The 17,556-nt window shown below is 69.0% G+C and carries 16 protein-coding genes; 3 read left to right on the top strand and 13 right to left on the bottom strand.

The features are described 5' to 3' along the window. Positions 1 to 146: 146 nt before the first annotated feature. The 9 genes from AC07OZ_RS27670 to AC07OZ_RS27710 all read right to left on the bottom strand — a co-directional run bounded on the left by AC07OZ_RS27670 (position 147) and on the right by AC07OZ_RS27710 (position 9,119). Complete coding sequence (locus AC07OZ_RS27670) at positions 147 to 1,517, bottom strand: SLC13 family permease (RefSeq protein ID WP_495470236.1); 1,371 nt, start codon at positions 1,515 to 1,517, stop codon at positions 147 to 149. A 191-nt stretch (positions 1,518 to 1,708) separates the two neighbouring features. After that, positions 1,709 to 2,659 (bottom strand): ACP S-malonyltransferase, encoded by a 951-nt coding sequence (locus AC07OZ_RS27675; protein ID WP_495470237.1) that lies wholly within the window; start codon positions 2,657 to 2,659, stop codon positions 1,709 to 1,711. Next, positions 2,656 to 3,609 (bottom strand): triphosphoribosyl-dephospho-CoA synthase MdcB, encoded by a 954-nt coding sequence (gene mdcB, locus AC07OZ_RS27680; protein ID WP_495470238.1) that lies wholly within the window; start codon positions 3,607 to 3,609, stop codon positions 2,656 to 2,658. Before mdcB ends, AC07OZ_RS27675 begins: the two co-directional genes overlap by 4 nt. A 7-nt stretch (positions 3,610 to 3,616) precedes the next feature. Further along, positions 3,617 to 4,297, bottom strand: coding sequence for a malonate decarboxylase holo-[acyl-carrier-protein] synthase (gene mdcG, locus AC07OZ_RS27685; RefSeq protein WP_495470239.1), 681 nt, complete (start codon positions 4,295 to 4,297; stop codon positions 3,617 to 3,619). 22 nt (positions 4,298 to 4,319) lie between these two features. Further along, positions 4,320 to 5,021 (bottom strand): biotin-independent malonate decarboxylase subunit gamma, encoded by a 702-nt coding sequence (locus tag AC07OZ_RS27690; protein ID WP_495470240.1) that lies wholly within the window; start codon positions 5,019 to 5,021, stop codon positions 4,320 to 4,322. A 99-nt stretch (positions 5,022 to 5,120) separates the two neighbouring features. Further along, complete coding sequence (locus AC07OZ_RS27695; RefSeq protein ID WP_495470241.1) at positions 5,121 to 6,032, bottom strand: biotin-independent malonate decarboxylase subunit beta; 912 nt, start codon at positions 6,030 to 6,032, stop codon at positions 5,121 to 5,123. Further along, positions 6,029 to 6,361, bottom strand: a complete 333-nt coding sequence (gene mdcC, locus AC07OZ_RS27700; RefSeq protein ID WP_495470242.1) for a malonate decarboxylase acyl carrier protein — start codon at positions 6,359 to 6,361, stop codon at positions 6,029 to 6,031. Before mdcC ends, AC07OZ_RS27695 begins: the two co-directional genes overlap by 4 nt. Before the next feature lie 22 nt (positions 6,362 to 6,383). Further along, positions 6,384 to 8,063 (bottom strand): malonate decarboxylase subunit alpha, encoded by a 1,680-nt coding sequence (gene mdcA, locus AC07OZ_RS27705; protein WP_495470243.1) that lies wholly within the window; start codon positions 8,061 to 8,063, stop codon positions 6,384 to 6,386. Between the two features lie 138 nt (positions 8,064 to 8,201). Beyond that, positions 8,202 to 9,119, bottom strand: coding sequence for a LysR substrate-binding domain-containing protein (locus tag AC07OZ_RS27710; protein ID WP_495470244.1), 918 nt, complete (start codon positions 9,117 to 9,119; stop codon positions 8,202 to 8,204). Positions 9,120 to 9,404: 285 nt separating this feature from the next. Between AC07OZ_RS27710 and AC07OZ_RS27715 the strand changes: the two genes are divergently transcribed. Further along, on the top strand, positions 9,405 to 10,253 hold the full coding sequence (locus AC07OZ_RS27715; RefSeq protein ID WP_495470245.1) for a DUF8813 domain-containing protein: 849 nt from the start codon (positions 9,405 to 9,407) through the stop codon (positions 10,251 to 10,253). A gap of 1 nt (position 10,254) precedes the next feature. Next, positions 10,255 to 10,866 carry a DUF4411 family protein gene (locus AC07OZ_RS27720; protein ID WP_495470246.1) on the top strand — a complete coding sequence of 204 codons (612 nt, stop codon included), beginning with the start codon at positions 10,255 to 10,257 and terminating at the stop codon, positions 10,864 to 10,866. Here AC07OZ_RS27720 and AC07OZ_RS27725 read toward each other — a convergent pair. From AC07OZ_RS27725 to AC07OZ_RS27740, 4 genes are all read right to left on the bottom strand, one after another. Further along, a complete protein-coding gene (locus tag AC07OZ_RS27725; RefSeq protein ID WP_495470247.1) occupies positions 10,824 to 11,687 on the bottom strand; it encodes a HEAT repeat domain-containing protein in 864 nt (287 codons plus the stop codon). The two genes, AC07OZ_RS27720 and AC07OZ_RS27725, sit on opposite strands and share 43 nt — an antisense overlap. A 151-nt stretch (positions 11,688 to 11,838) precedes the next feature. After that, entirely contained in the window at positions 11,839 to 13,164 is a 1,326-nt protein-coding gene (locus AC07OZ_RS27730; protein WP_495470248.1) for an ABC transporter ATP-binding protein, read from the bottom strand. Between the two features lie 24 nt (positions 13,165 to 13,188). Then, on the bottom strand, positions 13,189 to 14,916 hold the full coding sequence (locus AC07OZ_RS27735) for an ABC transporter permease (protein ID WP_495470249.1): 1,728 nt from the start codon (positions 14,914 to 14,916) through the stop codon (positions 13,189 to 13,191). Between the two features lie 230 nt (positions 14,917 to 15,146). After that, the gene (locus tag AC07OZ_RS27740; protein ID WP_495470250.1) at positions 15,147 to 16,046 is read right to left on the bottom strand and encodes a LysR substrate-binding domain-containing protein; all 900 of its coding nucleotides are present in this window, start codon (positions 16,044 to 16,046) and stop codon (positions 15,147 to 15,149) included. Positions 16,047 to 16,173: 127 nt separating this feature from the next. Here AC07OZ_RS27740 and AC07OZ_RS27745 point away from each other — a divergent pair, with 127 nt between their 5' ends. Beyond that, positions 16,174 to 17,406: an alkaline phosphatase family protein gene (locus AC07OZ_RS27745; RefSeq protein ID WP_495470251.1), complete on the top strand. Its 1,233-nt coding sequence runs from the start codon at positions 16,174 to 16,176 to the stop codon at positions 17,404 to 17,406. Positions 17,407 to 17,556 lie beyond the last annotated feature (150 nt).

Here is a 17,556-nt window from a genome sequence, read left to right on the forward strand (position 1 = left end):
CTCTGGAACAGTGGGCAACGATTCAATCCAGCGATGCTCTCGTCCCTTGGAGCTTGAAAGGAACCATAGAACCTCAAACAGACGGCGCTCAAGTCAGTTTTGAAAGCTCGGCTTCGCCGCCGGCTCCGGCCAAGCTCTTCGAGACATCACAGCACCACGAAGAGTCCCCACACCACCACCGGTGCGATCACCGTCACCGCGACGCCATAGAGCAGCAGCATCCGGAAGAAACGGTCGCGGTCCATGCCCTTGGCATTGGCCAGCACCAAGGCGCCGTTCGTCGAGAACGGACTCACGTCCACGATCGTCGAGGACACCGCCATCGCGGCAATGAATCCGATCGCCATCGTCGAGTTGTCACCGGTCAGGAACGGCACGCCCAGCGGAATCAATGAACCGAGCACCGCGGTCGACGACGCGAAGGCCGAGACCACCGCGCCGACGAAGCACAGCAGCAACGCGGCCATCAATGGCGAGGTCAGGTTCGCGACGCTGTGGCCGACGTAGTCGATGGTGCCCATCTTCTCCATCACGCCCACGTACGTGCTCACGCCGACGATCAGCATGATCTCCGGCCACGACACCTGGCCGAGCGCACTCTTCTGCAGCCGCGGCTGCATCAGGCTCAGGGCCAGACCGATCGTGATCGACACGAAACCGATGTCCAGCTTGTAGCCCAGCGTCAGCACCGCCAGCAGCAGCAGGCCCAGCGCCGTGATCACCTGGTGCGGACCGGTGTCCTGGAAGGTCTGCGTCTGCACCTGGCCCAGCATCGAGGACTTGCTCGCCGCGACGCGGCGGCCCTCGCCGTAGGACGCAGCCTCCGCGTCGCCGAAGACCTGCGGCCCGCCTTGCGCGCGGGCGACCGGCGGGATCGGCGCGAGTTCGCCCTCATCGGCGACGCGGCCGCGCCGGATCAGCTGCAAACCGCCGAGCGCGAGGAAGAGCCCCAGCGCCACCGCGAAGTTGACGCCGAAGCTCGCCAGCATCGTCGTGATCTCGCTGAGCGGCAGGCCCGCCTTGGCGACGATCTTGTTGGTGATGCCGCCGTAGATGCTCATCGGCGAGAAGCCGCCCGCCTGCGCGCCGTGGATCACCATCAGGCCCATCATCAGCGGATGGATGCCGTGCCGCGCGGCGAAGCCGAGCGCGATGGGAGCGATGATCGCGACCGCCGCCGGACTGACCGCGCCGAACGAGGTCAGCAGCGCCGCCACCAGGAACATGATCCACGGGATCGCCGCGATGCGGCCCCGTACCGCGCGCACGGCAAGCCGCACCAGCCAGTCGATGGTGCCGTTGTTCTGCGCGAGCGCGAAGAGGTAGGTGATGCCCGCCAGCGTCAGGAAGAGCTCGGCGGGGAAGCCGGCCATGATGGCCTTCGCGCTCATGCCGGCCGCGAGTGTGCCGACGAGGAAGGCGCCCACGAAGGCCAGCACGCCCATGTTGATCGGCAGCGCCGTGGCCACGATGAACATGGCTGCGAGCGGAAGAATCGATATCCAGTGGATGCCCATCGCTTGTCTCCTGTTGTGACGGTCCGGCGCGTCGAACGCCGGCCGCATCGTTTCTCGATGGCATGCACGGTATCGAGCGCGCGGGCGGGCTTCAATCAAGCTCGCACTCGGACCGTTACGCACGCTGCAACGATCGAGGGACTACCCGCGCCGGGCCGGACTTCTTCGCGTGCGTCACGCGACGGCGTGCGTCAGGACGCGCTGCGTTCGATCCACGCGAGCACGCCGTCGAGCGTGCGGAACTCGTCGGCGGAGCGCGCGGGAATCGACGGGTGCCGCTGCTGCCACAGCCGCGCGAGCGCCTGGCCGCCGCCGATCTCCAGCACGCAGGACGGCGCGCGCGCGGCGAGCTGGTCCATGACCTCGTCCCATCGCACGGTGTGGGCGATCTGACGGGCGAGTCCCGCGCGTGCCTGATCCGCGCTCCACACGCGATTGGCCTCGCTGTCGAAGAGCGCCCGTGTGGGCGCTCCCATGTCGATCCTCGACAGGGCCGATCCGAACGCCTCCGCCGCCGGGCGCATCAGTGGTGTGTGCGACGCGACGGAGACGGCGAGTCGCGTGCACCGCGCCCCACGTGCGGCCAACGCGGCTTCGACCGCTTCGAGTGCGGCAGGCGCGTCGGGCGCGTCGAGCCCATCGTCGTTCAGCGGTCCTCCGATCACGACGGAGTCGTCGCCGTTGCGGATCGCGATGGACACGGACGTTCCGGCCAGAACGGTTTCCACCTCCGACACGGCGACGCCGGTCACGCCGCACAGTCCGCCCGCGAGCGATCGGCTCGCGTCGTCCATGAACGCGGCGCGTTGAGCGGCGAGCCGCATCGCGTCGTCGGCACTGAGCACGCCTGCGGCCGCGCACGCGGCGAGTTCGCCGACGCTGTAGCCGGCGACGCCGTCGATCTCGATCGATGCGGACATCAAGCGCGATGCGATCCGCGACCACGCGGCGAGGCCGCTTGTCGTGATCAACACCTGCGCGTGCGCGTTCGCTCTGGCCCAGGCGGGATCGGCAAGCGCCGCACGCCAGTCGGAGACGCCGAGTCGCGCGCTCATGGCCGATAGCGAGGCATCGTCGTCCAGCCACGGGAGCATCGCGGGATGCTGATTCCCCTGGCCGCTGAAGACGACCGCGACGCTCACGGCAGTGCGAGGCGAGCCGGCGGCACCACATCGACCCCGTCGAAAGCGCCGAGGGCGCCGATCCGCCGCATCCAGCACACGGCTGCCAGCATGTCTGCGGAACCGCCGGGCGAGAGCCGGCGGGCTTCGAAGTCGACGGCGATCGCCGCGGCGCGGGTGATGGCGTCGGGCGTCGCGGCGCCGCCCTGTTCGATGAACTCACCGGCCGCGCGCTGCGCGAAGCGCAGCCCCTCGAGCCCGCCGCGATGCGCGAGGTTGCTGTCGTCCAGCACCGCCATCAGGTGGAAGAGCGTGTCGAGCTGTGCGCCGTCTCGTGAGAGGCCGCGGGCGATCGCCGAGCGCATCGCCGGCACCGCGACATCGAAGACGGCCGGGAAACCGAGCGCGGCCTCTTCGGACGCGCTGCGCAGGCCCCACCGCCGCGCGGCCGTTCCGCCCGGCAGCGTGGATGGGCGCAGCGCGCGTTGCCGGAGCGCCGCCCCCCACCGCTCGATCAGCGCCGTGCTTACCGCCTGCGGTGTCAGCGGTCGATGCGCCGCGACGACGGCGCCGGCGGACGCGCACAGCAGACCGAGGAGGAAGATCGCGCCGCGATGTGTGTTGATGCCGCCGGTCGCGTCCAGCATCCGGGCCTCGGCCTCGATGCCGGCGCGCTCCAGCGTGGGGAAGTCCGCGCCGGCCGCGCCCAGATGAGCGATCCGGACGAAGTACCGGCGCAGCGACGAGATGCTGCGCATGAAGGTCCGCGCATCCATGTCGCGATGACTGCCGTTGCTCGTCAGCGTGACCAGGCCCGGCTTGGGCGACAGCGCCAGTTCGTCATGCAACGCGACCGCCGCGGCGCGGCCGATGTCGCTGGCCGTCAGCCCGCGTCGCGCCGGCGCCGCGCAACGGTTCGAGCGCCCGGCGCTGTGCCAGCCGGAGTCGGGGGAGAGGACCCGTCCGCTCATGGTGCGCTCACGCCGCCGCCTTGACGTCCCGGACGATCTCGCCGAGCTCCGTCGCGAGCCGGCTGCCGCCCATCGACTTCGCCAGGATCGAGCGCACGCCGCCCGCGCGCCAGGTGAGCCACTCCCGCCAGGACACGGCGTTGTCGCCGTCGAAGACGAGTTCGCCGTCGAGCCGCAGACCTGAAATCTCGGCGGCGGCCAGCAGCGCGGCGACCTGATCGGCCTGGTCGGCATCGGTCACGCCGACCCACAGGTCCACATCGGAGTCGGCCCGCACATGGACCATCGCCGACAGCGCCTGCCAGCCGAAGCTGCCGTAGACCCGCGGCTGGACGCCGCAGGCGAGCATCGCGCGGCACAGCGCGTCCCAGGCGGCACGTGCGGACGGGGGCAGCAGCTTGGCCACGGCGCGCGCGGCGGGGAACTCGTCGAAGAACATCACCTCGCTGCGCGCGACGCTCACGCCGATGCGGCGCGACTCCCAGCGCAGCGGCGCGGACAGCCCCATCGCGATCCATGCCGGGTCCGTACCCGCGTCGCAACGCTGCTGCGTCACGACCAGCGGCAAGCCGCGCGACGCCCACAGCGTCAGGCATTCGCGCTCGGTGGCGTCGCGCGCGATCGCGCGCAGCCGCTCCCACGCGGCAGGCGTCAGGTGCACGAGCTGGTGGCGGTGAAGGCGGGTCATGGCGGTGTTCCGGTCCGCGGGGTCAAGCGGCGTCGAGCACGCGCTGCGTCACGTCGGCCGCGAGCCGGCGTCCGCCGCGCCCGGCGCCGTCGATCGCGCGGCGGTCTTCGGTGGGGGCATCAGTCAGCGCCTGCCGCAGCGCGGCTTGCAGGTCGCCGGTCCACAGTCGCCGCACGCCGCCCATCGCGACGTAGTTGTCGACGCCCGGCGCGAATACCGGATTCGTCTCGGACAACGCGGTGAGCATCTCCTCCGGCAGCTTGGTCACGCGCGACATCGCGGGGATGCGCATCACGCGGATCTCGGCCTCGGGCAGCGCGTCGCAGGCGTCGGCGATCAGGCCCGAGGTGATGAAGCCGCCCGACAGCGCCTGGTCGTACACCAGCCCCAGCACGCGATGTCCGCGACGTCGCGCCAGATCGATCGTCATGCCCAGGTGCGCCATCGCGCGGTTGATGCCGAGCAGCTCATCGCGGCGCCGCAACTGCTGCCCCTGCGTGTCGATCAGCAGCAGGATCGGCCGGCCAGGATGGCGGGCGAGGGTGTCCAGCACCACACGCGCCTGCGCCAGCGCGAGCTTCACGCCGATCGGCGCATGTCCCGTCGTGCCCAAGACGGTCAGCGGTTCGCCGTCGAGCTCGACCGTGCCGTGCAGGAAATCGCCGTCCAGCGTCAGCTCGCGGTCCGAGCCGAACAGCGTCGTCGCCAAAGTCTTCCAATCCATGTTCGTGTCTCCTGCCGGGTTCTGTCATTCAAGGGCTCAACGGCTCGGGCGCTCAAGGGCCAGACCTTCGATCACGCGGGCGCTCGACCGCTCGACCGCTCAAGCACTCAAGCGCCCGGCGGCAGAGGGCCGCAACGCGACGACCTCGGCAACCTCCACGTCCGGCACGCGCGCGGCGTCCGCGACGCCGAGCCGCGTCCACAGCGCCTGCGCGTCGTCGCCGGTGACGGGCTCGTCGAGCAGCGCCAGCCGGTGCGCCAGCAGCGCGTGTTCCTGCTCCAGGGCGCCGAGCGTGACCGGACGCGATGTCGGCAGCGTGTCCAACGCGGCGATCGCCGCCTGGCGGAAAGCGGCGACGTCGTCATCGACGAGCGCGTCGCAGTCGCCGCTCAGCCAGCGGTGCTTGCCGCCGGTGGTGCACCAGACCAGCGCGCGGTCGCGGGCGTCGAACTCCTCGACGCCGTGGGAGGCCTCGATGACTTCAGGTCCCGACATCGCGAGCCGGCCCAGGTCGCTCATGACGACGAAGTCCGTGCACCGCGCGACGATGCCCATGCCGCCGAAGCAGCCGTTGGCCGCGCCGATCAGCGCGATCACCGGGATGCCGGCATCGCGCACGTCCAGCACGGCGCGCATGACCTCGGACACGGCGATCAGGCCCGCGTTGGCCTCATGCAATCGAACGCCGCCGGAATCGAGCAGCAGCAGCACCGCGGCGGGTCGGTCGCGCAACGCGCGGCGCAGCAGGCCGACGAGCTTCGCGCCGTGCACCTCGCCCACGCCGCCGCCCATGAACGCGCCTTCCTGCGCGGCCACGAAGATCGGTCGACCGTCGAGCGCCGCGCGCCCGATCGCCACGCCGTCGTCGAAGGCGGAGGGCACGCCGAGCTGCGCCAGATGCGGGCTCATCACGCGCGCCTGCGGCGGCAGCCATTCATGGAAGCTGCCCGGGTCGAGCAGCAGCGCCAGCCGCTCGCGCGCGGAGCACTCGGCGTAGGAGAGCGTCGTCATGGCCGCAACTCCTGGACGGCCTGGTCGAGCCGCAGGCTGACGACGGCCGGCGTGGCACCCATGTCGTTGATGGACACGCGCACGCCGGCCAGGTCGTGGCGGCGATGGAAGTCGTCGAGCACGGCCTTCCAGATCGGCGCGAAGCCGCGCGCGGAGGTCTGGACGCGGACCGCGCAGTCGCCGCCGGCTTCGGGCTCGAGCATCACCTCGAGGTTGCCGGAGCCGACGACGCCAACCAGCACCGGCGCGAAACCGCTCTGCGCGTGAGAGCCGGCGAATCGGAAGTCCAGGGTTTCCAAACCGGGAGGAACGGGCGGAACGGGCGTCATGGCATCTCTCTCGTGTTGTCTCTCACCAGTTGCGGAAGCGCTTCGGCGGGCGGTACAGACCACCGGAGGCGCGCACCAGGTCGCGCATGCCGCGAGCGGCCAGCAGGTTGCGGGTGGCGTCGCGCGGGGCTATGCCGAGGTCCTCGGGGCGTTTGATCACGCCGCGGTCGCGCAGGTTCTCCACGGCGCGTCGGTCGCGTCCCAGCCCCACGGCCGTGTAGCCGGCGACGCCGCGGATCGCCTGCTCGCGTTCCTCGTCGTTGCGGCAGAGCAGCAGGTTGGCGATGCCTTCCTCGGTGAGAACGTGCGTCACGTCGTCGCCGTAGATCATGATCGGCGGCAGATCCATGCCGGCCTGGCGCTGCAGCTCCCACGCGTCCAGGTGCTCGACGAAGGCGGGCTGCATGTGCTCGCGGAAGGTCTCGACCATCTGCACGACCAGCTTGCGGCCGCGCGGCGTGGCGGCGGCGCCGGTCAGGTGGCCGCGCGCTTCCTCGCCGGCCTTCAGCCACGCGGGGCTGGCGTGGCGGCGGCCGCGCGCATCGGCGCCCATGTTGGGCGCGCCGCCGAAGCCGGCGATGCGGCCCAGCGTCGCCGTCGAACTGTTGCCCATCAGGTCCATCTGCAGCGTCGAGCCGATGAACAGGTCGCAGGCGTAATGCCCGGCCGCCTGGCTGAACGCGCGGTTGCTGCGCAGGCTGCCGTCGGGCCCGGTGAAGAACACGTCGGAGCGGGCGCGGATGTAGTCCTCCATGCCGAGCTCGGAGCCGAAGGAATGGATGGACTCCACCCAGCCCGCCTCGATCGCCGGGATCAATGCCGGATGCGGATTCAACGCCCAGTGGCGGCAGATCTTGCCCTTCAGACCGAGCGATTCGCCGTAGGTGGGCAGCAGCAGCTCGATCGCGGCGGTGTCGAAGCCGATACCGTGATTGAGGCGCTGCACGCCGTATTCCGCGTAGATGCCCTTGATGGCCATCATCGCCATCAGCACCTGGATCTCGCTGATCTGCGCGGGGTCGCGGGTGAACAGCGGCTCGATGAAGTTGGGCGTCGGCGCGCGCACGACGAAGTCGACCCAGTCGGCGGGCACGTCGACGCGGGGCAAGGGAGTGCCCTCGGGCAGCAGCTCGTTGACCTGCGCGATGACGATGCCGCCGGAGAAGGCGGTCGCCTCGACGATCGCGGGCGTGTCCTCGGTGTTGGGGCCGGTGTAGAGGTTGCCGTGGGCGTCGGCGGCGTGCGCGGCGATCAGCGAGACCTTGGGCGTCAGGTCGACGAAGTAGCGCGCGAACAGCTCCAGGTAGGTATGGATCGCGCCGATCTTCAGCCGGCCGGCGGACAGCAGCTTGGCCAGCCGCGCGCCCTGCGGGCCGGAGAAGCTGAAGTCGAGCAGGCTGGCGATGCCGCGCTCGAAGACGTCCAGGTGCTCCGGCAGCGCGAGCACGGACTGGACCATGTGCAGGTCGTGGATGCGGCCAGGGTCGAGCCGGACCAGCGCCTTGGCCAGGAAGTCCGCCTGCTTCTGGTTGTTGCCCTCCAGGCAGACGCGGTCGCCGGGCTTGAGCACGGCGTGGAGCAGGTCGACGATCGCGTCGGTGTCGACGCGTCGGCCGGCCAGGCGTGTGCCGAGCGCGTCGCGGGCCGCGGCGAGCCGGGCGGCGCGGTCGCGGGCCTTGGTGTCCATGGGAGTGCGGTCCATGGAGACGGAAGTTACGGGCGCGGCCCCGCCCGATCAATCAACCGGCGCGCGGGACGATTACGGGGAGCGGAACGGTTGGCGAGGGGATACCCGCAGAGGCGCCGACCGGACGTCGGAGTGGCCGCTTCAGTGGCCGGTTCAGTGGCCGCCGAGCTTCAGTGTCCTGCTGGCGGCGAGCAAGGCCAGCAGGTTGGGATCGCGCTCCCGGGTGCGCAGGAAACACAGCGCGATGGTCTGGCGCACGGCGGCGTAGCGGTCCTGCAGCGGGATGAGCCGCACGCTGGGCGGCAGCACGCCGCGCACGCGGCCGGGCAGCAGGGTGCAGCCGATGCCGCCGCCGACGAGGTTCATCAGCGAGAAGATGTCGTTGGTCTTCATCACGATCTGCGGCTCGAACCCGGCGATGCGGAACGCATCGACGAATCGGCTGTAGGTGACGAAGCCTTCCTGCAGGCTGACGAAGCGTTCCTCGGCGCAGTCCCGCAGGTCGATGCTGGTCAGCGCGGCGTAGGGCGACTGGGCGGGGGCAGCGAAGAAGACGTCGTCCTCGAAGAGGGCGTGGGTCTCGAGCTCCGGCGCGGCCTCGGGTTGACCCATGACGGCCGCGTCGATGGTGCCGTCGCGCAGGCGCTGGGTGAGATCCGAATTGGAGCCGAGGATGAGCTCGGCCTGCACGTCGGGCTTGCGCGCCTTGAGCGCCATGATCATCGACGGCACGGTGCCGCTGGTCAGCGAGTACAGCGAGCCGATGCGGATGCGCTCGGCGCCGTAGCCGGCGATGGCGCGGGTGGCGTTGATGCCTTCGTCCATGCGCTGGAGGATCTCGCGGGCGACGTCGGCGAGCGCGTGGGCGGCGTCGGTGGGCTGCAGGTTGCGGCCCTCGAGCCGGAACAGCGCGCAGCGCGTGCCGGCCTCGAGCGAATGCAGCGCGCGGTGCACGCTCACGGCGCTCGTGCCCAGCCGCTCGGCGGCGCGCGCGAGGCTGCCGCTCTCCAGGAACGTGATCAGGATCTCGAGCTTGCGGAAGGTGATCTCTTCGCTGATGCGGGGGAGCATGGGGCGCGACGTCGGGAGTCGGAGAAGACGTCCATTGTGCGGTCATCGAATGATGACTACAGATTCGCGTAGAGACGGAGCGTCCGCGATCGCCTGACGACGATCAAGAGTCTCCACTTCGAACGCCGCAAGTGCCGTCATCGCTGACTGATTCCAGGGATCGGGTACCGCTCAAATCACGTATCGATGCAGTCGCGCCGACCTTCATCTGCCGGTGGTGTTGCACCCGCATCTACCAACGAATTGAGGATCGCGTTGCGGGGCGAGGCGCAGTGCAATGAGCCCATGCACCAAGCAAACCTGAAGGGCCCATCGCAGCGGGTGGCCCACGAGTATTCGATCGACCCGCCGCGACTGTTTTTGGATCCGGAGATCCCGAAACCCGTGCTACGCAGCCCGCGCCCCTGGGGCCTTCTGGTTCATCCGTTCGAAGTGCGTCAGGACTGGTACCAGGAATATCTCACTGAGCTGGGCGAGGATCCGCTTTCCTTCGTTGGCAGCACGACGGTGAATGGCACTCCGCACATCGTGGCGGCATTGATCGTGGCGTTCCTGGGGAGTCGCGGAAGGACCTGCCTTTGGCCGGAGCCGCGGAACCACCTCTTCGACGTGGTCGTCGACATGGCGGAAGCCGCAGGCATTCTCGTGATGACGAGTCCGTGGGGCATAGACGGCGAAGTCGGACCGCCCGATGCAGGGGAGATTCTCGGTCTCACGCTGACTCACGACCTGGCACCTGTGATCGTTCTCAACGAGCGGCAAGGAAAGGACGATCAGCTCCTGACGCTCGCCAGGCACCTTGCCTTGGTGTGGCTCGGACAGTCGGGCATCAGCACCGCAGCTGCTCCGGTTCGCAGCGACGGCAGCATGCCACGATTCTGCGATGCCGTTGCGCGGGAGGTGGTGGCTCGATTCCGCCAGCATGCGCAAGCGAACAAGTTCGTTGTGCCGTGCATGCCCGCCATCGAGGGTTGGCTGGCCATCGCTACACGATCGAGCCGGAGGTTTACTCGGGCTTTGATCTGTCAAACGGGAGGCTCATCGACCACCTACACGTCGGCGTTCCGGATGCTCGGCATCAAGTCCACCGACGTGTTCCACGCGATCGGTCGTTCCCTTGGTCTGGAGGTCTGAGATGGCTTATCTGCTCGATACGAATGTGTTCCTGGAAGCCAGGAAGACTCACTACGGAATGGACTTCTGTCCGGCCTTCTGGCGATGGCTGACGGCCAGCCATGCGGATGGGGAGGTATTCAGCATCGACCAGGTGCGCGAAGAGCTGTCGGATGACCTCATCGTTCCCTGGGTTGCGGCGCAGTCTCCTGACTTCTTTCTCTCGCCGGACGAGACTGTCGCCATGGCGGTTCACGCACTCGTGGTCTGGGTCAAACGGCAGGGCCTGCTCGACCCTGTTATCCGCGAGTTCACGGAAACCGCGGACATGTTTCTGGTGGCGCATGCCCTTGCGAAAGGGCACACGGTGGTGACTTGGGAAAAGTCCGCCCGAGGCTCGAAGAAGAAGATCAAGATTCCTGATGTGTGCGCGGTCTTCGACGTGCGCTGCATCGAACCGCACGTGATGCTCCGCGAGCTCCAGGCCCGCTTCGTCCTCGGCCCGATCCACGAGCCGTACGAAGGCGCGAATCTCGCGAATCTCGCGAAGGTCGCGAAGGACGAACCGCCGAGAGAAGCGGCCGCGGACGTTCAGGAAGCGTTGCTGCGTTCGGTACTCACCGGTACCGATTGACTGGAGCATGCCGCCAGCGCTTCGTCCAGGTGAGCCTGCCAGATTGCGGTCCACGAAGGCGGTGCGGATCGGGAAAGCGCCTGCAGTGGCTCGACCAGGCGCGGATCGGCGAGTGCCTCGGCGGCGTCCAGCTCATACAGGTGGCACTCGGGCGTGAGCTGTGAGATCAGGACTTCGACGATGCCGTGATCGCCGCGCCGCGCGAGCCCCACCAGCGCTTCGCCGCGGACATCCTCGTCGCGGTCCCGCAGGTTCAGGCGCAAGGCTTCGCGGATCTCCGGCGTGTCGTCGTCGCGCAGCGAGCCGAGTCCGAAGGTGGCCCAGTCCCGCACTTCGGCGGACGGATCCGTCGCGAGTCGGATCAGGCCTTCGATCGCCTCCGGCTCCTCGTAGGAGCCGAGCGCCACCGCGACTTGCCAGCGCATCTTGCTGTCCGGATGCGTCGACAGACGGAGCAGTCCCTGGACGCTCGCCCCATGCGGCCGCAACCCGAGTCCGGCGACGGCGGCGCGGACCACGTCGTGATGCGGATCGGACAAGCCTCGCAGGAGGAGCTGCTGCGTCTCCTGCTCCGCGAAGAGCACGTCGCGGCCGTTCTCCCGCCGCATGATTTGCGCGGCGATCGAGAGCCCGACCGCGCGCCGGCGCACTCGCGGGCTTTCGCTCAGTGCCTCGATGCGGGCCAGCAGCGCCGGAGATCCTCGCCGCTGCAGCACCTCGACCGCACGCCATCCTTCCTGCGCATGCCAATGCCGCAGCGCGTGGCGGAGCAACCGTTCAACGCTGAAGGACTTCAACCGATTGCGGGCAAGGCGTTTCATCGGCGCGGGACTCGAAGACGCGATGTCCGACTCTACCCACAACGGCCGGCGGCGCTCCCAGCGGGTCCGTTGGCGCCATGCTTACTCCCTCTCCCGCTTGCGAGAGAGGGCAGGGGTGAGGGCCAGCGGCGGTGGCAGTGCTGAAGCCTCTTCAGCGCGTCGCCGTTTCTTCGTCCCCGGTCGGCAACCGCAGCGCCCCGGTGTTGTAGTCGTACTCGAACACCTCGCCATGCCGCGCCCACGTCACTGCCGTCTGCAGCACCGCATCGGCCTCGGTATCGTCGAGATGCTCGCTCAGCAGTCTGAGCACCGGCTTGTCCGGCATCTCCCCGCTGGGCTCCTGCTCCAGGCTGTGCCGGATGTGCGCGATGAGGGGCACATGCGCCATCAACTGCTGGCCGAAGAGATCGCGCCGCAACCCGTGCGGACCTTCGACGTAGCGTCGACCCAGCGGCGTCAGCTGCAGATCCCCGCTGTCGAGCTGCGCCAGCCCCAGCAGCGCCAGCGCATGCGCGACCGGCAGCAGCTCCGAGTCCGGCAGTCCCGCCTCCTCGCACAGCTGCGGCAGGTCCGCGCGGCCATCGAAGGGCGGCTCGGCGAGCAGCTCCAGCAATCCGTCCATCCGCGCCACGTCCGCCGCCGGCAGGCGCTCGGCCAGCGGCGCCGGCGTGGTCGCGGCGTCGACCGTCCCTGCGGCACGCGACGGCCGCGCCGCGCCCGCCGTCATCAGCGCATAGACCTCGTCGATCAGCGCGCGCACATCGGCGCTCTCCGGATCGCGCGGCCGCGGCAGCTGCACCGCCAGCTGACAACGGATCCTTCCCGGATCGCTCGCGAAGATCAGCACGCGGTCGGCCATCATCACGGCCTCCTCGATGTTGTGCGACACCACCAGCATCGCCCGCGTCGGCATGTGCCCGCCGTCCCACAGTTCGAGGATGTCCTCGCGCAGCCGCTCGCCGGTCAGCACGTCCAGCGCCGAGAACGCCTCGTCCATCAGCAGCACGTCCGGCTCGGTCACCAGCGCGCGCGCGATGCCGACCCGCTGGCGCATGCCGCCCGACAGCTCGCGCGGCAGCGCGCCCTCGAAGCCGCTCAGGCCGATCAGCGCGATCGCCGCCTCGGCCTTGGCTTCGCGCTCGGCCTTGGCGACGCCGCGCGCCTCCAGCCCGAGCTCGACGTTCTGCTGCACCGTCAGCCACGGGAACAGCGCGAAGGACTGGAACACCATGCTGATGCCGCGCGCCGGGCCCGACAGCGGCTGCCCGCGATACCGCACCTGACCTGCGTCGGCCGGCACCAGTCCCGCCATGATCCGCAGCAGCGTGCTCTTACCTGAGCCCGACTGGCCCAGTAGCGCGACGATCTCGCCTTCGCGCAGGTTGAAGTCGACGTCCGCCAGCACGGGACGCGGATGACCGTCGGCCGAGCGGAAACGCTTGCCCACGCCATGGAGTTCGATGATGGATGCGGTCATGCCGGTCTCCTCACAGATCGCAGTTCACAGATGCATGCGGTCTTCGGCCAGCCGGTACAGGCGGCGCCAGACGAAGTGGTTCAGGCCCATCACGAAGATGCACATCACGCCGATGCCCAGCGCGATCCGCGGGAAGTCACCGCGGGCGGTCATCTCCGCGATGTAGCTGCCCAGACCGTGCGCCTTGAGCGTGGTGTCGCCCCAGGAGACGTACTCGGCCACGATGCTCGCGTTCCACGAGCCGCCGCTGGCGGTGATCGCGCCGGTGACGAAGCTCGGGAACACCGCCGGCAGCAGGTAGCGCCGCCATTTCAGCCAGCCGCTCAGGCCCAGGTTGCGGGCGGCGTGGCGCAGCTCGGCGGGGATGTTGGACGCGCCCGCGATGACGTTGAACAGTAGGTACCACTGCGTGCCGAAGATCATCAGCGGCGACAGCCACACATCGGGGTTGAGTTTCCAGCGCACGATCAGCACGACGGCCACCGGGAACAGCAGGTTCGCCGGGAACGCGGCGAGGAACTGTGCCACCGCCTGCAGCCGGCCGGACCAACGCGGGTTCATGCCGATCCAGATGCCGACCGGCACCCACACCAGCGCGGCCAGTGCGATCAGCACCAGCACGCGGACCAGCGTGATCAGCCCGAGTCCGAAGACATGACCGGCTTCCGACCAGCCGACTTCGGTGTGGACGAAGCGGACCAGGTGATACAGCGCCACCATCACCGCCGCGGCCACCACGGCGTCCCAGGCGCGGGTCCAGGTTGCGCTGGCGATGCGCGGGCGGGCGCGGATCGAGGTGCCGTCGTGATGCCGGCGGAACCAGACCAGGCTGCCCTCGAGCCGGTCCACCAGCCACGCCGCCGAGCGCCGCGTGAGCGAGGTGCGACGCAGCCAGTTCAGCATCCACGAGTTGGGCGCGGTGTCGGTGCCGCTGTCCTCGAAGCGGAACTTGTCCGCCCACGCGACCAGCGGGCGAAAGACGAGCTGGTCGTAGAGCACGATGCCCACGAGCATCGCGATGATCGCCCAGCCGATCGCGCCGAGATCGCGGGCCTCGATCGCCATCGCGATGTAGGAGCCGACGCCAGGCAGTTTGATGCTCTGGTCGGAGACCGAGATCGCCTCCGACGCGACGACGAAGAACCAGCCGCCGGACATGGACATCATCATGTTCCACAGCAGGCCCGGCATCGCGTAGGGCAACTCCAGCCGCCAGAAGCGCTGCCAGCCGGAGAGCTGGAACACGCGTGCCGCCTCGTCGAGTTCCGACGGCACCGTGCGCAGCGACTGGTACAGGCTGAAGGCCATGTTCCAGGCCTGCGAGGTGAAGATGGCGAAGATCGCCGCGCACTCGACGCCCAGCAGGTTGCCGGGGAACAGCGCGATGAAGCCGGTCACCGTGATCGACAGGAAGCCCAGGATGGGGATCGACTGGAGGATGTCGAGCATCGGCACCAGCACCTTCTCGGCGGCGCGGACCTTGGCGGCGAGCACCGCGAAGACCGCGCTGAAGAGCAGCGCCAGCACCATCGCAGCCAGCATGCGCAGATTGGTGCGCAGCAGGTAGTAGGGCAGGTGGGACGGGTCCAGCGACAGCGGCAGCGGATCGCCCAGCGCGAACGGGCGCGCCATCTGCGCGGCGCCGTAAGCCAGCAGCACCAGCATCGCCAGCACCAGCGGCAGCAGCGCCCAGTCCCAGCGGTTGGTGCCCGCCTCGACGACAGGACGGGGGAAAAATTGGCGGCGGTCCATGAGCTTTGCTTTCTCGTTCTGCATGGATTCCAGGGATCAGACGGCCCTCAGGCCCCCCGCGCGAAGGTGCGCAGGATGCCTGGGCGTCCCTTCAGAAACCTGTCCGGTTTCTGAGGGGAGTCTGTCGTTGGGAGACTGCCCACCTGATTCGGCCAAGCGTTGGCCGCGAGGTCGCAGGGCCTTGGCCGCAAGGGCCAAAACCCCGCGACCTCCCGTCCCCCATCGTCGCCTTACTGCAGCGGATTTGCTACCGAGGACTGCGGGGGAGTCTTGAGGGCCGTGGCGGTGTCGAAGAACGAGTTCAGCAGCAGGCTGTCCCGGCGTTCCTTGAGGCAGTAGATGTGCGTCTCGGTGAAGGCTGGGTCGCCGTCGATGCGCACGGGGCGGAAACGGGCGTCAGGGATGAACTCGGCCTCGGAGACGACACCGATGCCGATGCCGCGCGCGGCCGCTTCCCGCAGCGCCTCGCGGCTGCCGATCTCCATCGCGACGCGGGGGGCGATGCCCGCCTGCCGCAATGCCGACTCGAGCGCGCGGCGCGTGCTAGATCCGTCCTCGCGCTGCAGCAGCGGCTGGTTCTCCAAGGCCTGCAGCGGAACGCTCTCATGCCTCGCGAAGGGGTGGTCGAGGTGAACGAACAGGATGATCGCGTGTCGCGCGTAGGCCATCGTCTCGAAGCCCGGCGCGTCGTGGAAACGCGCCAGCACGCCGACGTCGATCACGTAGTTCTCCAGGTCCCCGAAGACCTGCGCCGAGTTGCCCAGGCGGATCGACACGTCCACCTTCGGGTACCGCTGGCGATACGCGTCGACCATCTCGATGACGTGGAACGGGCCGACCGCGCCGAGCTTCAACTGGCCGCGCGTGAGTTCGCCGCAGTCGTGCAGCAGGTTGTAGGCCTCGACCTCGAGCGCGGCCAGCTGTCGCGCGATGGGCAGCAGCTGGTGGCCGACGCTGGTCAGCTCGATCCGGTGGCCGCGCCGGTGGAAGAGCTCCACCTTGTGCTGCTGCTCCAGCCCCTGCACCTGGGTCGTCAATGTGGGCTGCGACAGGCCCAACGCCCGCGCCGCGGCGCTGAAGCTGCCATGACGGGCGACGGCGAGGAAGGCGCGGAGCTTGGCGGCCGACATGGGTATAGAGACTCTCGATGATTTCGTGCGATTCGCGATATTGATTCGATCGAGTGACGGTCACGTGACGTTCCTACGCTCCAGGGGCATTTATTCCTCAACCCGCTCAGTCGAGCCCGGAGCCCTCATGACCCTGATCCTCTCCCTGAAACGCCAGTCGGCAGCGCTGCGCGCCCTGGGCGCCGCCCTGGCGCTGGCGGCGCTCGTCCCCGTCGCCGGCGCACAGACCGCGCCGTCGGCGCTGGCGTCGTTCACCCGCACGATCAACGCCGCCATCTCGGGCTACAACCGGGAGCACCTCACCGCGGTGACGCCGGAAGCCTGCGCCGCCGCGTGCCTGAACGATTCGCGCAAGTCCTGGTGCGTCAGCTTCGACTTCTACAAGAACGCCCAGCAGTGCGATCTCAGCGACAAGCGCGCCGCCGATGTCGGCGGCTTGAAGACCGACTATGCGGGCAATCCGTACGACCACTACTCGCTGATCCCGGGGCCGGGCGTGCCCAACCCGATCATCGGACCCTACGGCCGCAGGCATGTGCTCGTGATCGGCATCGACGGGTTGCGCGGCGATGCGTTGTTCTGCGGCGGTTGCGCCGTGACGCCGGCCCTGAGCGCGCTCGCCGGCAGCGGTGCGTTCCACGGCAACGTGCTCGCGGGCGGCGCCCAGGCGACGCTCAGCGGGCCCGGCTGGGGCACGCTGTTCACCGGCTTCTGGGCCGACCAGCACGGGGTCACGAGCAACGACATCGCGTTGCCGCTGAAGAAGCCGCACCTGTTCGACCGCATCAAGGCGGCCTATCCGACGGCCACGCTGGCCGTCGTTGGCGACTGGGCCAACATCACCGGCAACCTGAAGCCCGCCGGCGCCGACTTCGTTGTGGCAAACGCGGCCAAGAACTCGCAGCAGGCCACCAACGCGGTGAAGGGCTGGTTGTCCTGGACGAATCCGCCCGCGGCAATCTTCTACTACCTGCACAACGTCGACATCCATGCGGCCAGCTACGAGCCGCTCAACGCCAACTACCAGTCCAAAATCGTGGCCGAGGATGCGCAGATCCAGCAGGTCCTGGACGCGCTCGCCGCCCGGCCGACCTACGCGCAGGAGGAATGGCTGATCGTCGTCGTCTCCGACCACGGCGGGACGGGCAGCGGCCACGGCGGACAGAGCGCCGGCGAACGCGACGCGGCACTGATCCTGACGAACAGCTACCGCAACCCGGCCAAGCCGGCCTACTGCCAGGGTGATCTGACCGGCACGGCGCTGCTCCAGACCGGCGCGCTGACACCGCACGTGCTCGACTTCCTGGGCCTGCCCAACGACACCTCGGGGACGAAGCACCCCGCCTGCGGCCAGCGCTGACCCGCCGCCCGGGCCGGGGCGCCGCCGGGCGTGACCGGCGGCCCGGGGACTGCGGGCTACGGGCTGCTGACGAGGCCTCAGTTGCATCCATAGATCGGATCAATGGTTTGATCTGCAATTCAACATGGCATCGATGGATGTCCTGTCATG

The sequence above is a fragment of the Roseateles sp. GW821-FHT09G03 genome, from assembly GCF_059416045.1.

What these genes read in the sequence shown, in the direction of transcription:
- AC07OZ_RS27690 (WP_495470240.1), bottom strand. Translation starts at nt 5,021, where the DNA reads ATGGATTGGAAGACTTTGGCGACGACGCTGTTCGGCTCGGACCGCGAG.
- AC07OZ_RS27735 (WP_495470249.1), bottom strand. Translation starts at nt 14,916, where the DNA reads ATGGACCGCCGCCAATTTTTCCCCCGTCCTGTCGTCGAGGCGGGCACC.
- AC07OZ_RS27730 (WP_495470248.1), bottom strand. Translation starts at nt 13,164, where the DNA reads ATGACCGCATCCATCATCGAACTCCATGGCGTGGGCAAGCGTTTCCGC.
- mdcG (WP_495470239.1), bottom strand. Translation starts at nt 4,297, where the DNA reads ATGACCCGCCTTCACCGCCACCAGCTCGTGCACCTGACGCCTGCCGCG.
- AC07OZ_RS27745 (WP_495470251.1), top strand. Translation starts at nt 16,174, where the DNA reads ATGACCCTGATCCTCTCCCTGAAACGCCAGTCGGCAGCGCTGCGCGCC.
- AC07OZ_RS27715 (WP_495470245.1), top strand. Translation starts at nt 9,405, where the DNA reads ATGCACCAAGCAAACCTGAAGGGCCCATCGCAGCGGGTGGCCCACGAG.
- mdcB (WP_495470238.1), bottom strand. Translation starts at nt 3,609, where the DNA reads ATGAGCGGACGGGTCCTCTCCCCCGACTCCGGCTGGCACAGCGCCGGG.
- mdcA (WP_495470243.1), bottom strand. Translation starts at nt 8,063, where the DNA reads ATGGACCGCACTCCCATGGACACCAAGGCCCGCGACCGCGCCGCCCGG.
- AC07OZ_RS27740 (WP_495470250.1), bottom strand. Translation starts at nt 16,046, where the DNA reads ATGTCGGCCGCCAAGCTCCGCGCCTTCCTCGCCGTCGCCCGTCATGGC.
- AC07OZ_RS27725 (WP_495470247.1), bottom strand. Translation starts at nt 11,687, where the DNA reads ATGAAACGCCTTGCCCGCAATCGGTTGAAGTCCTTCAGCGTTGAACGG.
- AC07OZ_RS27720 (WP_495470246.1), top strand. Translation starts at nt 10,255, where the DNA reads ATGGCTTATCTGCTCGATACGAATGTGTTCCTGGAAGCCAGGAAGACT.
- AC07OZ_RS27670 (WP_495470236.1), bottom strand. Translation starts at nt 1,517, where the DNA reads ATGGGCATCCACTGGATATCGATTCTTCCGCTCGCAGCCATGTTCATC.
- AC07OZ_RS27710 (WP_495470244.1), bottom strand. Translation starts at nt 9,119, where the DNA reads ATGCTCCCCCGCATCAGCGAAGAGATCACCTTCCGCAAGCTCGAGATC.
- AC07OZ_RS27695 (WP_495470241.1), bottom strand. Translation starts at nt 6,032, where the DNA reads ATGACGACGCTCTCCTACGCCGAGTGCTCCGCGCGCGAGCGGCTGGCG.
- mdcC (WP_495470242.1), bottom strand. Translation starts at nt 6,361, where the DNA reads ATGACGCCCGTTCCGCCCGTTCCTCCCGGTTTGGAAACCCTGGACTTC.